This is a genomic window from Brevundimonas sp. (assembly GCF_046299535.1).
Classification (GTDB): domain Bacteria; phylum Pseudomonadota; class Alphaproteobacteria; order Caulobacterales; family Caulobacteraceae; genus Brevundimonas.
The window spans coordinates 25,248-41,892 of sequence record NZ_JBKBIB010000004.1; the positions used below are offsets into that span (position 1 = coordinate 25,248).

The window sequence follows — 16,645 nt, forward strand, 5'->3', positions numbered from 1 at the left end:
CCGATCCCCGGGGGATAAGGTTAACGATCGCGCGATGTCGCAACGCCAGAAAAGGGGCCAGCGTTTCGCCGACCCCTTCTGATGTCGATTGTCTTGCCGGGCTGCTTACTCGACAGCCATGCCGCAGGGCCCCTCCAGGAAGTCCTCTACAGACGTCAGGATCGCCGCGAAATTGGCCGGCGTCCAGGTATTCAGGGTGTGTTCCATGTTGGGCAAAATGCGCAACTCGACGGTCTTGCCGGCCCTGCGCATGGCCGCAGCCATGGTCTCGGACTCCGAAGGCAAGACCCGCGTATCGCGGTCCCCCGTGTAGAGATACAGAGGGATGGAGATTTCATTGACCCGGGCCAGGGGGTCCTCGCCATCCGCCGTAGGATGTTGGAACTCACGCAGGAAGCGACTGTTGAATGTGCCTTTCTTGAACAGGGCGATAGTGGCCGGACCGGCGCCCGCAGCCGCGCAACGATAGAGGCCGTTCGGACGCACCGCCGCCATCATCGAGGCATAGCCTCCATAGGAGTAGCCATGCATGGCGATGCGGTTCGGATCGGCCAGCCCCTCGCTGATCATCCAGCGCGCGCCGTCGTCGTTGTCGTCCTGCATGGCCCGGCCCCACTCACGGTCGCCGGCCCGCCACAGGCGTTGACCCCAGCCCTGTGATCCACGGAACTGGGGCTGGAGAACGGCATAGCCGCGAGCGGCGAAATACTGGTTCCAGCCTGTCGTATCCCAATCCAGATCGTCTCTCGACCAGGGCCCGCCGTGGGGCGTTATGATGGTGGGCCAGGGCCCCTCTCCATATACCGCGGGATCGGGTGTGGTCAGGACGCCGGGGATCATCAGTCCGTCGCGCGCCTCATACTGGATAAGCCGAACGTCGCCGAGGGGCGCGTCTTGCAGTTCGGGGTAGGCTCGGCCCAGCAGCCGGAGGCGGCCGTCGACCAGGAGGTAGTACTCTGGCGGCGTCGCGCCTCCGGACCTCGTGATGACGAAACGCGTACGGTCGTCGGACCAACCGCTGATGGAGACATCTGCGCCATCGCCGACGGTGAAGCGGGTACGGTCGCCCGTGGCGATGTCGGTCCACTGCACCGGGACGGTTTCAACATTCAGGATGTCACGCAGACGTTCATGCGCATCCGCAAGAGCCGGATCGACCCAATAGGTCCGCCCGCGATCCGCGTTGTAGGTGAAGCCAAGAATCTGCCCATAGTCCCGTTCCGCTCGCGAAAGCACGACGCCGCCCGCTTCGAAAAGCGGGTGTGCAAAGGCGATCTCGCCCATTTGCCGGGCGCGGATGTCGTATTCGTAGATCGCAGAACGATCACGGTCGGTCGTGGACTCTACGAGGATGATATTCGGATCGGTGGTGAAGGCCGCAACCGAGACAGGCTCGCGATCCCGGGCATACCAGCGGAAATGCTCCTCAAACTGCCCTGTGTCAGGATGCTTGAGCCAGACCGCTATGTAGGCGGCGCCGTTGTCGAAATCGAGCTCCTCCCTGGCGCGAATTTCCCCGCTCAGGTCGGCCTGGGGGGACTGAAACCGGGTCGATCCCCGCTCTATGCGCTCGGCCCGGCCCGTGTAGAGGTTGAGACGGTAGATATCGCCCTGGGTGGGTGAACTCACCAGAATGCTCTCGGGGTCATTGGGCAGGGAACTGACCAGGGAGCCGACCCCGACAAAGGCCTGCTGGGCGGTGGTCAGTCCATCAAAACGCAGGCTGGACCGAATGGGATTGCCCTGAAGATCGAGCACCTGCCGACGCAAGGCGTAGCTTCTCTCCGCACGTCCGGTGAAGACGTTGTGATCGACCAGCTGCTGGGTGGTGACGAATATCCGGTCATTCTTGATGAATTGGACACTGATCACCTCGGAACGGGGATCCGAGCCGATGTTGAACGGCGCCGCCTCCAGGGCGTCGGCCCGCCAGATTGAGACGTAACGACCTTCACCGTCAGGTGACACAACCGCGGCGACGTGTCGGCCATCCGGCGACATGGACACCGACGCGATCGCCGGCCGTCGCGCGAAGGCTTCCGCCGACGGCTGCTGTTGCTGGGCCGTGGCAGGACCAACAGATCCTGTCGACAGAACTGCGGATATCGCGGCGATTGCGAAAAATCTCAGTTTCATATGCTGCACTGCCTTTGAGTCCTCATATCGCTACGCCCCTGAGCGCCGATGCGGCCCACATAACGCCCCATTTTCACCACACGCACAATCCCGTCCCGGGAGCGAATTCAAGGCCGCAGCAGCAGGCGGATCAACGAAAGACGCTGAAAGCTCGCGATAAATTATATCTCGCATGACACCGAACTGTGGCGAAAACGCTACGATTTGGTCATGGTCGCCCCAATCCGGCCGTAAACTTCTTGGCTCGCTCTACAATGCTGCCTACGGTGACAAGGATGGGAGCGAGTCCGCTTCCGGAGCGGTTTTGACCGCGCACATTTTAAACTGTCTCACTTGGGGGTGCTTAACGGCATGGCTTTCGACAGAAAAAATCTTTTGGCGACGACAATCGTTGCGGGAATGGCCATGGCCTTCCCGTCGTTCGCCATGGCTCAGTCCCAGTCCGAACAGGACGCGGAAGAGCGTTCCCAGCGCCAGGCGACCGAAGTCGAGGCCATTGTCGTGACCGGCTCGCGCATTGCGCGCACCGAGTTCACCAGCACGCAGCCGGTCCAGATCATCACGTCTGAACAGGCCACCCTGGAAGGCCTGGCCGACACGACCGAAATCCTTCAGTCGTCGACCGCCGCCAACACCGCGACCCAGATCAACAACTTCTTCACCGGCTTCGTGACCACGGGCGGACCGGGCGTGAACACGATCTCGCTGCGCGGGCTCGGCGCGCAGCGCACCCTCGTTCTGGTGAACGGCCGTCGCGTCGGCCCCGCCGGCGTGCGTGGCCAGGTCGGTCCCACGGACCTCAACACCATCCCCGGTTCGCAGATTTCGCGCGTTGAAATCCTGACGGACGGCGCGTCGTCGATCTACGGCTCCGACGCGGTCGCCGGCGTGATCAACATCATCACACGCCAGAACCTGGATGGCGGCTTCGCCGAAGTCTACGCCAGCCAGCCGTTCGAAGGCGGCGGCGAAGAGTACCGCATCAGCGGCACCTGGGGCTCCACCTTTGATCGCGGCTACATCTCGGTCGGCGCTGACTATTACGAGCGCAAGGCCCTGCTGTTCGGCGATCGTGACTGGTTCGATTGCCCGCAGGACCGCGTCTATGCCGACGAAAACCTGACCATCCGCCGCGACGTCCGCGTCGGCGACGGGTACAAGTGTAACTTCACCCTGCAGAGCATCGTCCGTACGCAGCGCGCCGGTGGCGCGGTGGTGACCCCGGACCTCCGCCGTGACGGCGACTTCCGTCCCAACCCGGGCGCGGTCCAGGGCGGCGGCTTCGTCGGTTGCGACATCAACGGATGGCAGCAGGTTGCTGGCGGCTTCGCGAACGCCACGGGCGTGGGCAACAACTGCTCGATCACCCAGGCCCCGAACGCCGTGCGCCGCGCCGCGTATGTGGACTACCCGCTCTACAGCGACCGTTACGGTTCGCGGACAGCCATCTCGCCCGTGACCCGCACCAGCTTCTCGGCTTTCGGCGGTTACGACCTGACCCCGAACGTCGAACTGTTCGGCGAACTGCTGCTGAACCGTCGTGAATCCGAGCAACGCAGCTGGCGTCAGCTGTTCCCGACGGTGTCGCCCTTCCACTCCAACAACCCCTGGGGCGGTCCTTTCAACGGAACCACGAACACCTTCGGCGTCGGCTATTTCGCCACGCCCGTGGCGCTCGTGAACACCGGCGGCGAGCAACAAGTCGACTATGCCCGCGCTGTGGGCGGCATCCGCGGCGCCAATCAGTTCGGCGGCCGCACCTGGGACTGGGAACTGGCGGCGCAGTTCAGCCGCTCGGACGGCACCTATGGCGGCTCCTTCTTCTACAACGACCGGGTTGAGGCCACGGCCGGTCTGCTGGCGGCCTTCGGTGAAGATCTGGAAGGCAATGTCGTCACCGCCCCCCGTCCCTTCGGCGCGGCAAACGGCAACTGCGACACCTTCCTGCTGATCTCGGCCACCAGCTGCCCCACCGGCGGCGTGAACTGGTTCGACCCGAACTTCATCACGAACGGCGTCCTGCCTGCCGAACAGATGGCGTTCCTGCTGGGTTACGAGGAAGGCACCACACGCTACGATCACGCCTATATCGAAGGCGTCATCTCGGGCGAGCTGTTCAACCTTCCCGCCGGTCCCCTGGGCGCCGCCCTGGGCTTCCAGATCCGTCGCGAAGAAATCGACGATCAGCCCGGAGCGGAACAGCAGCGCAACAACATCTGGGGTCAGACGGCTGCCGGACGCACCACCGGCTCGGACACGATCCGCGAAATCTTCGCCGAGTTCGAAATCCCGGTGATCCGCGACCAGCCGCTGTTCGACAACCTGTCGCTGAACCTGTCGGGCCGCTACTCCGACTACGACTCCTACGGTGACAACTCCACCTACAAGGTCGGTCTGAACTGGCAACTGATCCCGCAGTTCCGCATCCGCTCGTCGTACGGCACCTCGTTCCGTGCGCCGGCGCTGTATGAACTCTTCCTGGCCAACCAGACCAGCTTCCTGGGCCAGGCCGCCATTGACCCTTGCCGCAACTGGGGAACCATCACCGGCAACGACGTGCTGCGGAACAACTGTCAGGCCGCTGGCGTGCCGGCGGACTACAATGACCCGGGCTCTTCGGCCACCATCACCACCGGTGGCGGGCTTGGCATTCTCGATCCGGAAACCGCCACGGCCTTCTCCGTGGGTGCGATCTGGACCCCCAGCTTCATCGATCTGAGCATCGCTCTGGACTACTATGAGATCGAGGTGAGCGATCAGGTGGCCCAGTTCGGCGCCGCCAACATCATCAGCGGCTGCTACAACTCGGAAAACTTCCCGAATGAAGCCCTCTGTTCGCTGTTCGTGCGGGACACCAACCCCGGATCGACGCGGTTCAACCAGATCCTCAGCGTCAACGACAGCTACGTGAACATCTCGCGTCAGTACAATGAAGGCCTGGATCTGAACGTGCGCTACAACCGCGAGTTCAGCTTCGGCGACCTCCAACTGAACTTCCGTGGGAGCTACATCCTCAACTGGACGACCCAGACGTTCGGCGACTCCGAAGACACCATCCTGAATGGTCGTGTCGGATCCCCCGAGTTTGTGGGTCAGATTTCGGCCCGCTTCGATCGCGGCGACTGGACCGCATTCTGGAGCGCGGACCTGGTGGGTGAGACGGACAACGATCCGTTCTTCGCCACGCCGGGCAACCAGACCACCTACCTGGGCGAGCCCGTGTTCGTGGAACGTGGAACCGACTTCTACCAGTCGCACAACGTGTCGCTGCGTCGCCGCTTCGACACCTGGACGCTGCAAGCCGGTATCCGCAACCTGTTCGATCAGGCGCCGCCGTACCACGGCACGTCGAACGGCTCGAACCGGATCGGCAACACGCCGCTGGCGACCCAGTATGACTGGAACGGCCGTACCGGCTTCGTGACGATCTCCAAGACCTTCTAAGGTCTCACGAAACAAACTGGATCAGGGCGGCGGGGAAACCCGCCGCCCTTTTTCTTTGTCGATTGGTCAGCGAAAGAGAATCCCGCAGGCCCAAGGCGAACGGCTTTGCTATTTCCCAAAGATGTAAGTGGCCCGCGCTGAAGGCGGCCCTGTGGCTACAGGTTCTCGCGCAGCCAGCCTGCGGCGCGGGCGACGAAGCCGCCGGCGTGGACGCGGGGGGCGTCGGCGGCGGTGATCTGGCGCGACATCAGCTTGCGGGCCGACACGGCCTCACGCGGGCCATAGGCGGCGCGCAACAGCACCCCGGCGGCAGAACAGAAGGCCGGACCGGACGCGGCGTCGGCCAGGTGGGGCGCCCTCTGGGGACGGCCCAGGCGCACCGGGCGGTCGAACACGCGCACGGCCAGTTCACGTACGCCGTTCAGCTGGCTGGCGCCGCCGGTCAGGACGATGCCCGTGCCGGGCTCCAGACCAGGGCCGGACGCCTTGAGACGGTCGCGCAGCAGTTCCAGCGTCTCTTCCACCCGGGGAGCGATGACGGTCTTGAGCATGGCGCGGGGCACGATGACGGGGCTGGAGCCGGGCTCCTCGCCGCGCGGAGGGGCCTCCAGCATCTCGCGGTCCTCGTTGGGCGAGGCCATGGCGGAGCCGTGCAGGGTCTTGAGCCGCTCGGCGCCCGCCTTGGAGGTGGACAGGCCGCGCGCGATGTCGGCGGTGACGTGGTCGCCGCCCACGTTCAGGCTTTCCACGTGCAGCAGGGAGCGTCCGCCCCACAGCGCCGCCGAGGTGGAGCCGCCGCCCATATCGATGGCGACGCAGCCAAGATCCATCTCATCATCCTCCAGCGCGGCGAGGGACGACACCACCGGTGCGGCGGCCACGCCCTGAAGATCCAGATGGGCCAGCTCCAGACAGTGGCTGAGAGTGGCGAAAACGCCCTCGGCCATGGAGACCACCAGCAGATCAAGGCCCAGATTGGCTCCGCGCATGGCGCGCGGGTCACGCACGCCCCGGGAGCCATCCACCGACCAGGCCACAGGCAGGACGTGGATGGGACGGCGGTTGGCCAGGCGCACCTGCGACAGGGCCATGGCGATGGCGCGGGCCAGATCGGCGTCGCCGACCGGATTGGCGCCCAGGGACACCCGCGCCTGCACCCGGTGGCTGGCCAGCTGGCCGATGGCGGTGGAGACGATCACGCCGGACACAGGCGCGCCCGCCGCCCGCTCGGCCCGCTCGACGGCGTGGCCGATGGCCTGGGCGGCCTCGTCCATGTTGACGATGGCGCCGCCCTTGATGCCGCGCGACTGCACATGGCTGGCGCCGGCGACGCGCACAGTGCGGTCGGCGTGGCGCACGCCCTCGGGCTTCATGATGAAGCAGGCGACCTTGGCGTGGCCCAGGTCGAGGGCGGCCACCACCGGCGCGCGGTTGTGCGCGCCCATGGGAAGGTTCTGATCGGTCCTGCGCCCTGACATGGTGTTCAAGCCCTCACAAAATCACGCCGACGCGCCCGCCGGGCGAACAGCCACGGCGTCGGGGGCGCGCAGGTCCACACGATCAAAACCCAGATCCAGCAGCCGCTCGCGCTGGTCCATGGAATCCAGTTGAATCAGGGCCGCTTCCTGATTGGCGGCCGGAAGCTGGATCACGCCCCCGTCCCTGAGCCGCACGTCCCAGCGCCGCTCGTCGACGCGCACCAAAGCCTCGACCCGGTTCATCAGACGGGGGCGCTGGCGCAGCAGGGGCAGAATGTCCGAAGCGGCCTCGGCCGCGCCCGTTCCCACCACCAGCGGCAGGCGCGGATAGCGGCCCGGGTCGGCGCCGGGAATGACCTGGCCGGAACTGTCGACCACATAGTTGCGGCCGCCCGTCTGCCAGACCGCCAGCCGGTCATGCTCGACCACGGACACCACCAGGGTGTCGGGCAGCAGGCGCACCACGCGCGCCGACCGGACCCAGCCCACCTGCTCCACCGAGGCGCGAACGGCGTCCAGATCGACGGCGGTGATGGGCTGGCCCTGGGTGAGATTGATGGCTGCCTGAATGGCGGGGCGCGCCTCGTCCGAGGCGCCGGCCACATGGACACGGTTCAGGACCAGACCCATACTCGCCAGTTGGGCGTTTACGCCGTTTGTGACGGAGGCGCCGATGCGATCAGCGCGCGCGCCGGTGAACAGCACGACGCCCACCAGCACAACGCCGGCGACGAAGCTGATGATCACCGCGCGGGGCGACAGATCCAGACGCCCGAGGGCCGCCATCTTGCCGGGGGTCCCGGAAGCGTTCCTCGGCGCGTTGCGCGAACCGCCCCGACGCGGCGCCCCTTTCCTGGGAGCGCTCTTTCGGGGGGCCTGATTTGAACTCTGTCGCCGACCGCCGCGCACTACCGCGGGCATGAGGCGTCCTCCACCATCCACCGTACAAGATCCGCATACGCCATTCCGGTGAAGGCGGCCTGCTCGGGGGCGAGCGAGGTCGGCGTCATGCCGGGCTGGGTATTGACCTCCAGCAGAACAAGATCGTCGTTAAGATCGTCATAACGAAAGTCCGATCGGGTCACGCCTCGGCAACCAAGTGCGGTGTGCGCCCGCTCGGAAATCCTGAGGGCCGCCTCGAAGACGCGGGCCGGCAAATCGGCCGGAAGCACGTGCCGCGAGCCGCCCGGCGTGTATTTGGCTTCGTAGTCATAGAAGCCCTTGGTGGGGGTGATGTCGGTCACGGTCAGGGCGCGGGGGCCGGACTTTTCCCCAAGAACCGTCACCGCCAGTTCGTTGCCGGCGATGAAGGGCTCGACCATGACCTGCTCGCCATAGGTCCAGCCGGGCTCGCCCACCTCGGCGACGGGACGGTTCGCGCCCTCGCGCACCAGATAGACGCCGACGGAGGAGCCCTCGGCGTTCGGCTTGACCACATAGGGGGGCGAGATCACGTGGCGCGATGCGACGTCGTGGCGGTCGAACAGGCCGCCGCCGGGCACCGTGATGCCCGCCGCCCGCAGCACCGCCTTGGACTTGTCCTTGTCCATGGCGACGGCGGAGGCCAGCACGCCGGAGTGGGTGTAGGGAATCTGCAAGGTCTCGAGGATGCCCTGGACACAGCCGTCCTCGCCCCAGACGCCGTGCAGGGCGTTGAACGCCACGTCGGGCTTCAGTTCCGCCAGGACCTGGGCCAGGTCGCGTCCGGCGTCCACGCGGGTGACGCGGGCCGCTTGCCCTTCCAGCGCGTCGGCGCACATGCGGCCGGACGACAGGGAGACTTCCCGTTCCGGGGACAGCCCGCCCATCAGGACGGCGACGTGGAGGTCTTTGATCGGGCGGTTCATGGTCCAGCTCCGCGCTCAGGCGGGCCGCCCGATGCGCCTGATCTCCCATTGCAGGTCGACGCCGAATTTATCCTTAACGTCGGCGCGGACGGCCTCGCCCAGACCTTCGATGTCGGCGGCCGTGGCGTCAGCGAAATTGATCATGAAGTTGGAATGCAGTTCGCTGAACTTCGCGCCGCCGAACAGCTTGCCGCGCCAGCCGGCGTCGTCGACCAGTTTCCACGAGGAATGGCCCTCGGGATTCTTGAAGGTGGAGCCGCCGGTCTTTTCGCGGATGGGCTGGGTTTTTTCGCGCCGCTCAGTGATCTCGGTCATGCGGGCCTGCACGGCGGCCGGATCGTCGGGCCGGCCGCGATAGGTCGCCTCGATCCAGATGATGTCGGCGGGCGCCTCGGAATGGCGATAGGTGTAGCCGAAATCGGCCAGCTGATAGTCGACCCGCTCGCCCGCCCGGTTAAGGCCCCAGGCAGAGACCAGCACGTCCTTTGTCTCGGACCCGTAGCAGCCCGCGTTCATGGTCAGGGCGCCGCCGATGGTGCCGGGAATGCCCGCATAGAACTCCAGCCCCGCCACGCCCGCCTTGGCCGCCGCGCGGGCGACCATGGGGTCCAGGGCGCCGGCGCCGGCGGTGACGGTCTCTCCCTCCACCGTCACGCCGCCGAACGGGCGACCGGCCAGACGCACCACCACGCCCTCCACGCCCCCGTCCCGCACGATGACATTGGAGCCGACGCCCAGAACCTGAACGGGGACCGCGGGGTCGAGGCCTTTCAGGAAGTCGGCCAGATCATCGGCGTCGGCGGGGATGAACAGCACGTCCGCGTTGCCGCCCACCCGGAACCAGGTGTAGGGGCCCAGCGGCTCGTCCCGCAGCAACTTGCCGCGAACCTCCGGCAGGGCGGTCACGCGAGCGCCTCCAGCTGTGCCGGGAGCGCGTAGGACCAGGCGGTGATGTCGCCGGCGCCGAGCAGGACCACCACGTCGCCGGGGTTGGTCTCGTCCTTGATCGCGCGAGGCAGGACGGCGGCGTTTTCCAGCGGCATGACGTGGCGGTGTCCGAACCGGCGCAGCCCCTCGACCAGGGCGTGTTTGTCGATCCCCTCAATGGGCGCCTCGCCCGCCGCATAGATGTCGGCCACCAGCACTGTGTCCGCATCGGAGAAACAGGTGGAGAAGTCCTCCATCAGGTCGCGCAGGCGGGTGAAGCGGTGCGGCTGGACCACGGCGATGACCTTGCCGCCCGCGGCGGTGTCGACCACCTGACGCGCGGCTTTCAGAACGGCGGCGATCTCGACCGGGTGGTGCCCGTAGTCGTCCACGATGCGGACCCCGTCCACGATGCCGGTGGTGGTGAAGCGCCGCTTGACCCCGCCGAAGCCGGCCAGACCCTTGCGGATGGCCTCGTCGTCCACCCCCAGCTCGCGGGCCACGGCGATGGCGGCCAGGGCGTTGGAGACATTGTGCCAGCCCGCCATGGGCAGGTGCAGGCCGCTGATGCGCAGGGGCTCTTCCAGCGCGGCGAGGCCGGCGCCCTGGATCACCACGTCGAAGCGGGCGCCGTCGGGGCCCATGTCGCAGTGCTCGGCCCGCACCATGGCCTGGGGGTTCACCCCGTAGGTGATGAGGCGGCGGTTATCGATGGTGGCCACCAGCCGCTGGACCTCGGGATGGTCCAGGCACACGACGCCGAAGCCGTAGAAGGGGATGTTCTCGATGAAGTCCACGAAGGCCCGGCGCACGGCGTCGAAGTCGCCGTAGTGGTCCAGATGCTCCGGGTCGATGTTGGTGACGATGGCCACGGTGGATTTCAGGCGCAGGAAGCTGCCGTCGCTCTCGTCGGCCTCCACCACGATCCAGTCGCCGTCGCCGACCTTGGCGTTGGTGCCGTAGGCGTTGATGATGCCGCCGTTGACCACCGTGGGGTCCAGATCCCCTGCGTCCAGCAGGGCCGCGATCATGGAGGTGGTGGTGGTCTTGCCGTGGGTGCCGCCCACCGCGATGGAGAACTGCAGCCGCATCAGCTCGGCCAACATCTCGGCCCGGCGCACCAGCGGAATGCGACGCTGGCGGGCCACGACCATTTCGGGATTGTCCGCCTTCACGGCGGTCGAATAGACCACCGCCGAAACGCCCTCGCCCACATGGGCGGCGTCGTGGCCGATGAAGATGCGGGCGCCCAGGGCCTCCAGCCGCTCGGTGTTGGCGCTGGCCTTCGCATCGGAGCCCTGCACCAGATAGCCGATCTTGAGCATGATCTCGGCGATGCCGCTCATGCCGATGCCGCCGATGCCGACGAAGTGGACGGGGCCGAGATGGAAGGGGACGGGTCTGAGGCGCGCGATCATCACAGGCCTATAGCCGCCGCAATCCCGCCTGCGAAGGGCCAAGGCGCTTTGCCTGTGGTTCCGCGCGCTGCTAGGCGAGGAGGATGTTCGCCCTCCTTCTCGCCGCCGCCCTTCACACCGCCGCGCCCCAGCCGATCGCCCACGACCTGGTGCTGAGCAGCGTCGGGCGGTTCGCGGTGTTCGCCGACCGGGCCAGCCTGCAGCGCGAGGGCGACGTTGTGACGATCCGGGCGCTTCAGGTGGTGGAGCCCGGCTTCGAGGCGGGCGGGCGGGCCTATGCGGGCGGCTGGTCCCACTGGCGATTCGACTGCGCGGCGCGCACCGGCGACCGGCTGGATTTCGCGTCCCTGGCCGAGGACGGGACCGAGGGGCCGGCCACGCCCGACTCCACGCCCCCTGCCCCCGTCAGCCCCGGGGGCGACATGGGCGACCTGTTCGACATCGCCTGCGGCGGGGCGGCGGCGGACGACGAGGGCGTCGCCACGGCGGCGGCGGCGGTCAGTCTGGGGCGCGCACGTCTGGCCGAGCTGGATGGCCCTGGGCCGACGGACTGACGTCCTCGGCGGCGAAGCGCTCGCGCGGCAGGGCCTGCGGGCACTCGTCGCGCATGAAGGCCATCAGCTTCTCGCGCACCTCGCAGCGCAGGTCGAAGGCCGCGCCCCCGTTCTTCGCGCTCATCAGGGTGCGGACCTGAAGGGTGCGCTCGGTGATGTCTGTGACCTGCAGGGCCAATACGTCGCCGTCCCAGTGAGGTGACGCCCTGACGATGGCCTCGAAGGCCTCGCGCAGCCTGTCGATGGGCGCGGCATAGTCCACGAAGAAGAAGGCTGAGCCGATCAGGCGCGAGCTGTCGCGGGTCCAGTTCTGGAACGGGGTGGTGATGAAATAGGTCAGGGGCAGGACCATGCGCCGCCAGTCCCACAGTCGCACCACCACATAGGTGGAGGTGATCTCCTCGATATTGCCGAACTCGCCCTCGACGATCACGGCGTCGTCGATACGGATCGGCTGAGCCGTGGCGATCTGGACGCCGGCGATCAGATTGGTGAGGAACGGCTGCAGGGCCAGGCCGGCGATGATCCCCACAACCCCTGCCGAGGCCAGAAGGGACAGGCCCCAGTTGCGCACCTCGGGAATGGTCAGCAGGGCCAGCGCCAGGGCGATCACCCCGATCAGCACCGCAGCCACCCGCTGGAGGATGCGTGTCTGGGTGACGTGCTTCCTGGCGACCAGATTGTCCTCCGCCTCCATATTGAAGCGGCGCAGATAGACCGCCGACCACATGTCCATGGCCCCTATCGCCATCCAGCCCACCACCAGGATGAAGGCGAACAGGAGGGTGCGGCGGATGAACTCGCTGGTTTCCGGGTCCAGCGGCGAGATGGTGATGGCCAGGGCGAAAGCGATGATCAGCACGGCCAGCCGCACCTTGAACCGCGCCCGCGCCACCACGCCGCGCCAGAACAGGTCGCGCTTTCGCACAGCGAAGGTCAGGATGCGGAAGACGATGCTGTTGGCGAGGATGCTCAAAGCGACAGTGACCAGAACGACGAGGCCGATCACCGCCCATTCCGGCAGCCAGTCGAACCGGCGCCACAGGGCGAACACCTCGCGGGTCAGGTTGCGGATCACCTCGGGCATGGCGGCGTAAGTCATGGGCGGACCTCCCGTTCCCATTTGCATCAGCCGGATGCGGCGGTTCGCTCCACGATGTCGGCCAGACTCTTCACGGCGTCCGGCATGGCCACCGAGCGAGCGGCCCCGGCGCGTGCGGCCAGAGCAGACGCACTGGACAGAAGGGACTGCACCGCCGCCGTCAGGCTGTCCACCGTCAGGTCGTCCTCGGTGATGACCCAGGCGGCGCCCGCATCGGCCAGCAGTTTCGCGTTCGCGCGCTGATGGTCGTCGGTGGCGATCTTCAACGGGATCAGGATCGAGGGCAGGCCGGCGACAGCCAGCTCGGACACGGTGGAGGCTCCCGCGCGGCCGATCACCAGATGGGCGCCAGACAGGCGAGCGGCCATGTCGCGGAAGAAGGGCGCGACCTCGGCCGCGATGCCGGACTCCAGATAAATCTGCCGGGCCGCCTCCAGCGACTCGGCACGGGCCTGCTGCTCCACCTTCAGGCGGGCGCGCAGGGTCTCGGGCAAGGCGGCCAAGGCGCGGGGCACGGTCTCGGACAGGATGCGGGCGCCCTGGCTGCCGCCGGTGACCAGCACCCGGATGCGGTAGTCCGGCGCCACATAGGCTCGGCCGTGCAAGGCCCGGATGTCGGCGCGCACGGGGATGCCCACCACCTCGACGGGTGCGCGGACCCTGGCCGGCGCCCGTTCCAGCGTCGGGAATGCCGAGACCACCTGGTCCACGTACGGGGCCAACCAGCGATTGGTGCGGCCCAGCACCGCGTTTTGCTCGTGGATCAGGGTCGGCCGCTTCTGGCTGATGGCCGCCAGCAGCGCGGGCGCGGACGGGTAGCCGCCGAAGCCGACCACAACCGCCGGGTCCAGCCGGTCGAACGCCTTGCGCGCCTGAAGCACGCCCTGGGCGATGGCCCCGGCCGCGCTCAGCATGCCCAGGGGACCGGACCCCGTGGCGGCGTCCAGGTCGAGGCGCTCCTCGGCGGGAAAACTGTGAGCGTACTGCTCGCCGCGCCGGTCGGTGGCCAGAACGACGCGCCAACCGCGCGCCGACATCTCGCGGGCGAGGGCCTCTGCGGGGAACATGTGACCGCCGGTGCCGCCGGCGGCGAGGACGCAGACTTTTGAGAGACTCATCGGGGCAGGATGCGACGGCGGTTGCGCGGCAGCAAGGCGCCCGGTTCATAGGCGCCCGGCCGGCGACGCGTCAGGGCCAGGGCGAATCCCATGGTCAGACCCATGGCCAGCATGGACGATCCCCCATAGCTGACGAACGGCAGGGTCATGCCCTTGGTGGGGATCAGGTTCAGATTGACCGCGATGTTGATGGTGGCCTGAAGCCCGATGAGCAGGAACAGGCCCGCCGCCGCCGTCTGCTGGAACGGATCGGCCAGCTTCATGGCCCGCGACAGCCCGCGCAGAACGATAAAGGCGTAAAGGCCGATCAGGATCAGCGAGAAGACCAGACCGAACTCCTCGGCCGCCACCGAATAGATGAAGTCGGTGTGCAGGTCCGGCACGTTGCGCTTCATCACCCCCTCGCCTACCCCGCGGCCCAGCAGACCCCCCGCCGAGATGGCTTCGGACGCGCGGTCGATCTGATAGGTGTCGGATTGCCCTGGCGAGAGAAAACGGTCCAGACGATCACGCACATGGCCGAACAGGAAGTATACGCCCACCATGCCGCCCGCGAAAACGCCGCCCAGGGCCGCGATCCAGCGCACCGGCACCCCGGCCATGAAGAACACGGCCATGAAGACGGTGGTGATCAGGAGCGTCTGGCCGATGTCAGGCTGAATCACCAGGAGCCCCGCCGTCAGCGCATAGACCCCGAAGGCGATGGACACGCCCGGCACCCCCTGCCCTTTCTGGGCCTCGGCGAACATCCACGCGGCGAACACGATAAGCGCCGGCTTGGCGAACTCTGACGGCTGAAGGCCGAAGGGGCCCAGGTTGATCCAGCGCGCCGCGCCTTTCACCTCGTTGCCGATGAAAGGGAGCAGCATCATCACCACCAGGGCGCAGGCCAGGGCGGCCACCGCGATGCGCCGGACGCCGCGCGGCGACAGAAGCGAAGCGATCAGCATGGCCACGCCCCCCGCTCCCGCAAAAAAGATCATGCGCCAGGCGTAGTGGAAGGGGTCGGTGATGGACTCATCGGCGCGGATGGCCGCCGGGCTGGAAGCGAAAGACAGGGCTACGCCCAGAAAGATCAGCGTAGACGCGGCGGCCAGCAGGCCCTTGTCCACCGTCCACCACCACTGGGCGATATGGGAGGTGTCGTTGCGCGAGAACGGATGGGCGTAGGTGTTCACGGTCATGACGCGGCGTCCTCGATCACGGGCGGCACAGCACCGAGACCCAGCACAGCGGCGCGGAACGCCTCACCCCGGGCCTCGAAGTCCGGATACTGGTCGAAGGAGGCGGCGGCAGGGCTGAGCAGAACCACCGCGTCCTCGTCGTTCGCCCCGGCCCAGTCAGCCGCATCACGGGCGGCGGCCGACACCGCCGACTGCATGTCGCCGCAGAGGGAGACGGGCGCCGCGTCGTCGATCTCGGCGGCGAAGGCATCGGCGGCCTCGCCGATCAGATAGGCATGGGCGACACGGCTGAACAGCGGGAACAGGTCGGCGATGCCGCCGTCCTTGGAGCGACCGCCGGCGATCCACCAGACGCGCGAATAGCTGGCGATGGCCTGCTTCGCCGCATCGGTGTTGGTGGCCTTGGAGTCGTTGATGAAAACCACGCGACCGAGCCGGGCGACCGGCTCCATCCGGTGGGCCAGGCCGGGAAAGGTCAGCAGGCCCCGCACGGCTTCGTCCCGGGTCAGACCCACGGCGCGCACGGCGGCGTAGGCGCAGGCCGCGTTCTGGGCGTTGTGCCGGCCCGGCAGGGAGACCGCCGTGGACAGATCGGCGACGCGCTCGTCGCCGTCCATGAGCCAGCCGCCGCGCAGGCCGACCCCTTCCATGTCGTCAATACGGGGCGTCCACTCATCGTCGCTGTCGGGCGCGGCCACGGTGACCGGCACGAAGGCGGCCAGCCCCCGGGCCACGCCCTGGCTGTATGGATCATCGACGCCGATCACAGCCACGCCGCCGGGCGGCTGCTCCTGAAAAATGCGGCGCTTGGCGGCCACATAGCCGGCCATGCCGCCGTGGCGGTCCAGATGGTCCGGGCTGATGTTGGTGAGCACCGCGACGTCCGGGCCGAAGCGGCTGGTGAGATCCAGCTGGTAGGACGAGACCTCGATTACATAAATGGCGTCGGGCGTCGGCTCGGGCAGGGCCAGGACGCCAATGCCGATGTTGCCGCCCACATGGACGGTTCGACCAGCCTGTTTGAGTATCCATCCGATCAGGGCGGTGGTGGTGGACTTGCCGTTGGTGCCGGTGACGGCGATGACCTTCGGCCGCTCCACCTCGGGCAGGGCGGACACGGCGCGGGCGAACAGCTCGATGTCACCCATGACCCGTACGCCGGCCTCTTTGGCGATCTGCACGGTCCAGTGGGGCGAGGGGTGGGTCAGGGGCGCGCCGGGCGACAGGATCAGGGCGGCGAAACCGGACCAGTCGGCGCGTGACAGGTCCTCGACCGCGAAGCCTTCCGCCTCGGCCTGGAGGCGGCTGGACAGGCTGTCGTCCCACAGCACAGGATCGGCGCCGCCGACGCGGAGCGCGCGGGCGGCGGTCAGACCCGAGCGCCCCAGCCCGAAGACCGCGACACGTCGCCCTTCAAAACCGGGAACGACGATCATG

Annotated in this window: 12 protein-coding genes; 2 read left to right on the forward strand and 10 right to left on the reverse strand. The window is 67.4% G+C overall.

Annotated features, from left to right (window positions below; all coding sequences use genetic code 11):
• Window positions 1-105: 105 nt before the first annotated feature.
• Window positions 106-1,872: an alpha/beta hydrolase family protein gene (locus ACK4FB_RS04290; RefSeq protein ID WP_409748190.1), complete on the reverse strand. Its 1,767-nt coding sequence runs from the start codon at window positions 1,870-1,872 to the stop codon at window positions 106-108.
• Window positions 1,873-2,541: 669 nt separating this feature from the next.
• On the opposite strand from ACK4FB_RS04290, the gene ACK4FB_RS04295 reads away from it, so the two are divergent.
• Window positions 2,542-5,580, forward strand: a complete 3,039-nt coding sequence (locus ACK4FB_RS04295; protein WP_409748192.1) for a TonB-dependent receptor plug domain-containing protein — start codon at window positions 2,542-2,544, stop codon at window positions 5,578-5,580.
• 155 nt (window positions 5,581-5,735) lie between these two features.
• On the opposite strand, the gene ftsA is transcribed toward ACK4FB_RS04295, so the two are convergent.
• Genes ftsA through murC form a run of 5 tightly spaced genes read right to left on the reverse strand, consistent with a single transcriptional unit; the run spans window position 5,736 to window position 11,250 of the window.
• A complete protein-coding gene (ftsA, locus tag ACK4FB_RS04300; RefSeq protein ID WP_409748194.1) occupies window positions 5,736-7,025 on the reverse strand; it encodes a cell division protein FtsA in 1,290 nt (429 codons plus the stop codon).
• Between the two features lie 54 nt (window positions 7,026-7,079).
• Window positions 7,080-7,979, reverse strand: coding sequence for a cell division protein FtsQ/DivIB (locus tag ACK4FB_RS04305; RefSeq protein ID WP_409748196.1), 900 nt, complete (start codon window positions 7,977-7,979; stop codon window positions 7,080-7,082).
• Window positions 7,967-8,905, reverse strand: coding sequence for a D-alanine--D-alanine ligase (locus tag ACK4FB_RS04310; RefSeq protein WP_409748198.1), 939 nt, complete (start codon window positions 8,903-8,905; stop codon window positions 7,967-7,969). Before ACK4FB_RS04310 ends, ACK4FB_RS04305 begins: the two co-directional genes overlap by 13 nt.
• A gap of 15 nt (window positions 8,906-8,920) precedes the next feature.
• The gene (murB, locus tag ACK4FB_RS04315; protein WP_409748200.1) at window positions 8,921-9,811 is read right to left on the reverse strand and encodes a UDP-N-acetylmuramate dehydrogenase; all 891 of its coding nucleotides are present in this window, start codon (window positions 9,809-9,811) and stop codon (window positions 8,921-8,923) included.
• Complete coding sequence (gene murC / locus ACK4FB_RS04320) at window positions 9,808-11,250, reverse strand: UDP-N-acetylmuramate--L-alanine ligase (protein ID WP_409748202.1); 1,443 nt, start codon at window positions 11,248-11,250, stop codon at window positions 9,808-9,810. The genes murB and murC overlap by 4 nt, the downstream gene beginning before the upstream one ends.
• 83 nt (window positions 11,251-11,333) lie before the next feature.
• Between murC and ACK4FB_RS04325 the strand changes: the two genes are divergently transcribed.
• Window positions 11,334-11,804 carry a surface-adhesin E family protein gene (locus tag ACK4FB_RS04325; protein WP_409748204.1) on the forward strand — a complete coding sequence of 157 codons (471 nt, stop codon included), beginning with the start codon at window positions 11,334-11,336 and terminating at the stop codon, window positions 11,802-11,804.
• On the opposite strand, the gene ACK4FB_RS04330 is transcribed toward ACK4FB_RS04325, so the two are convergent.
• The 4 genes from ACK4FB_RS04330 to murD are packed head-to-tail and all read right to left on the reverse strand — an operon-like array spanning window position 11,749 to window position 16,644.
• Window positions 11,749-12,906 (reverse strand): mechanosensitive ion channel family protein, encoded by a 1,158-nt coding sequence (locus ACK4FB_RS04330; RefSeq protein WP_409748206.1) that lies wholly within the window; start codon window positions 12,904-12,906, stop codon window positions 11,749-11,751. The genes ACK4FB_RS04325 and ACK4FB_RS04330 overlap by 56 nt on opposite strands.
• A gap of 26 nt (window positions 12,907-12,932) precedes the next feature.
• Complete coding sequence (murG, locus tag ACK4FB_RS04335) at window positions 12,933-14,024, reverse strand: undecaprenyldiphospho-muramoylpentapeptide beta-N-acetylglucosaminyltransferase (RefSeq protein ID WP_409748208.1); 1,092 nt, start codon at window positions 14,022-14,024, stop codon at window positions 12,933-12,935.
• On the reverse strand, window positions 14,021-15,208 hold the full coding sequence (ftsW, locus tag ACK4FB_RS04340; RefSeq protein ID WP_409748210.1) for a putative lipid II flippase FtsW: 1,188 nt from the start codon (window positions 15,206-15,208) through the stop codon (window positions 14,021-14,023). The genes murG and ftsW overlap by 4 nt, the downstream gene beginning before the upstream one ends.
• On the reverse strand, window positions 15,205-16,644 hold the full coding sequence (gene murD, locus ACK4FB_RS04345) for a UDP-N-acetylmuramoyl-L-alanine--D-glutamate ligase (protein WP_409748212.1): 1,440 nt from the start codon (window positions 16,642-16,644) through the stop codon (window positions 15,205-15,207). Before murD ends, ftsW begins: the two co-directional genes overlap by 4 nt.
• Window position 16,645 lies beyond the last annotated feature (1 nt).

Excerpts from the sequence above, each read along its gene's own strand:
- ACK4FB_RS04295 (WP_409748192.1), top strand. The coding sequence starts at position 2,542 with ATGGCCTTCCCGTCGTTCGCCATGGCTCAGTCCCAGTCCGAACAGGAC.
- murC (WP_409748202.1), bottom strand. The coding sequence starts at position 11,250 with ATGATCGCGCGCCTCAGACCCGTCCCCTTCCATCTCGGCCCCGTCCAC.
- ftsA (WP_409748194.1), bottom strand. The coding sequence starts at position 7,025 with ATGGGCGCGCACAACCGCGCGCCGGTGGTGGCCGCCCTCGACCTGGGC.
- ACK4FB_RS04330 (WP_409748206.1), bottom strand. The coding sequence starts at position 12,906 with ATGACTTACGCCGCCATGCCCGAGGTGATCCGCAACCTGACCCGCGAG.
- murD (WP_409748212.1), bottom strand. The coding sequence starts at position 16,644 with ATGATCGTCGTTCCCGGTTTTGAAGGGCGACGTGTCGCGGTCTTCGGG.
- ACK4FB_RS04305 (WP_409748196.1), bottom strand. The coding sequence starts at position 7,979 with ATGCCCGCGGTAGTGCGCGGCGGTCGGCGACAGAGTTCAAATCAGGCC.
- murG (WP_409748208.1), bottom strand. The coding sequence starts at position 14,024 with ATGAGTCTCTCAAAAGTCTGCGTCCTCGCCGCCGGCGGCACCGGCGGT.
- ACK4FB_RS04325 (WP_409748204.1), top strand. The coding sequence starts at position 11,334 with ATGTTCGCCCTCCTTCTCGCCGCCGCCCTTCACACCGCCGCGCCCCAG.
- ftsW (WP_409748210.1), bottom strand. The coding sequence starts at position 15,208 with ATGACCGTGAACACCTACGCCCATCCGTTCTCGCGCAACGACACCTCC.
- ACK4FB_RS04310 (WP_409748198.1), bottom strand. The coding sequence starts at position 8,905 with ATGAACCGCCCGATCAAAGACCTCCACGTCGCCGTCCTGATGGGCGGG.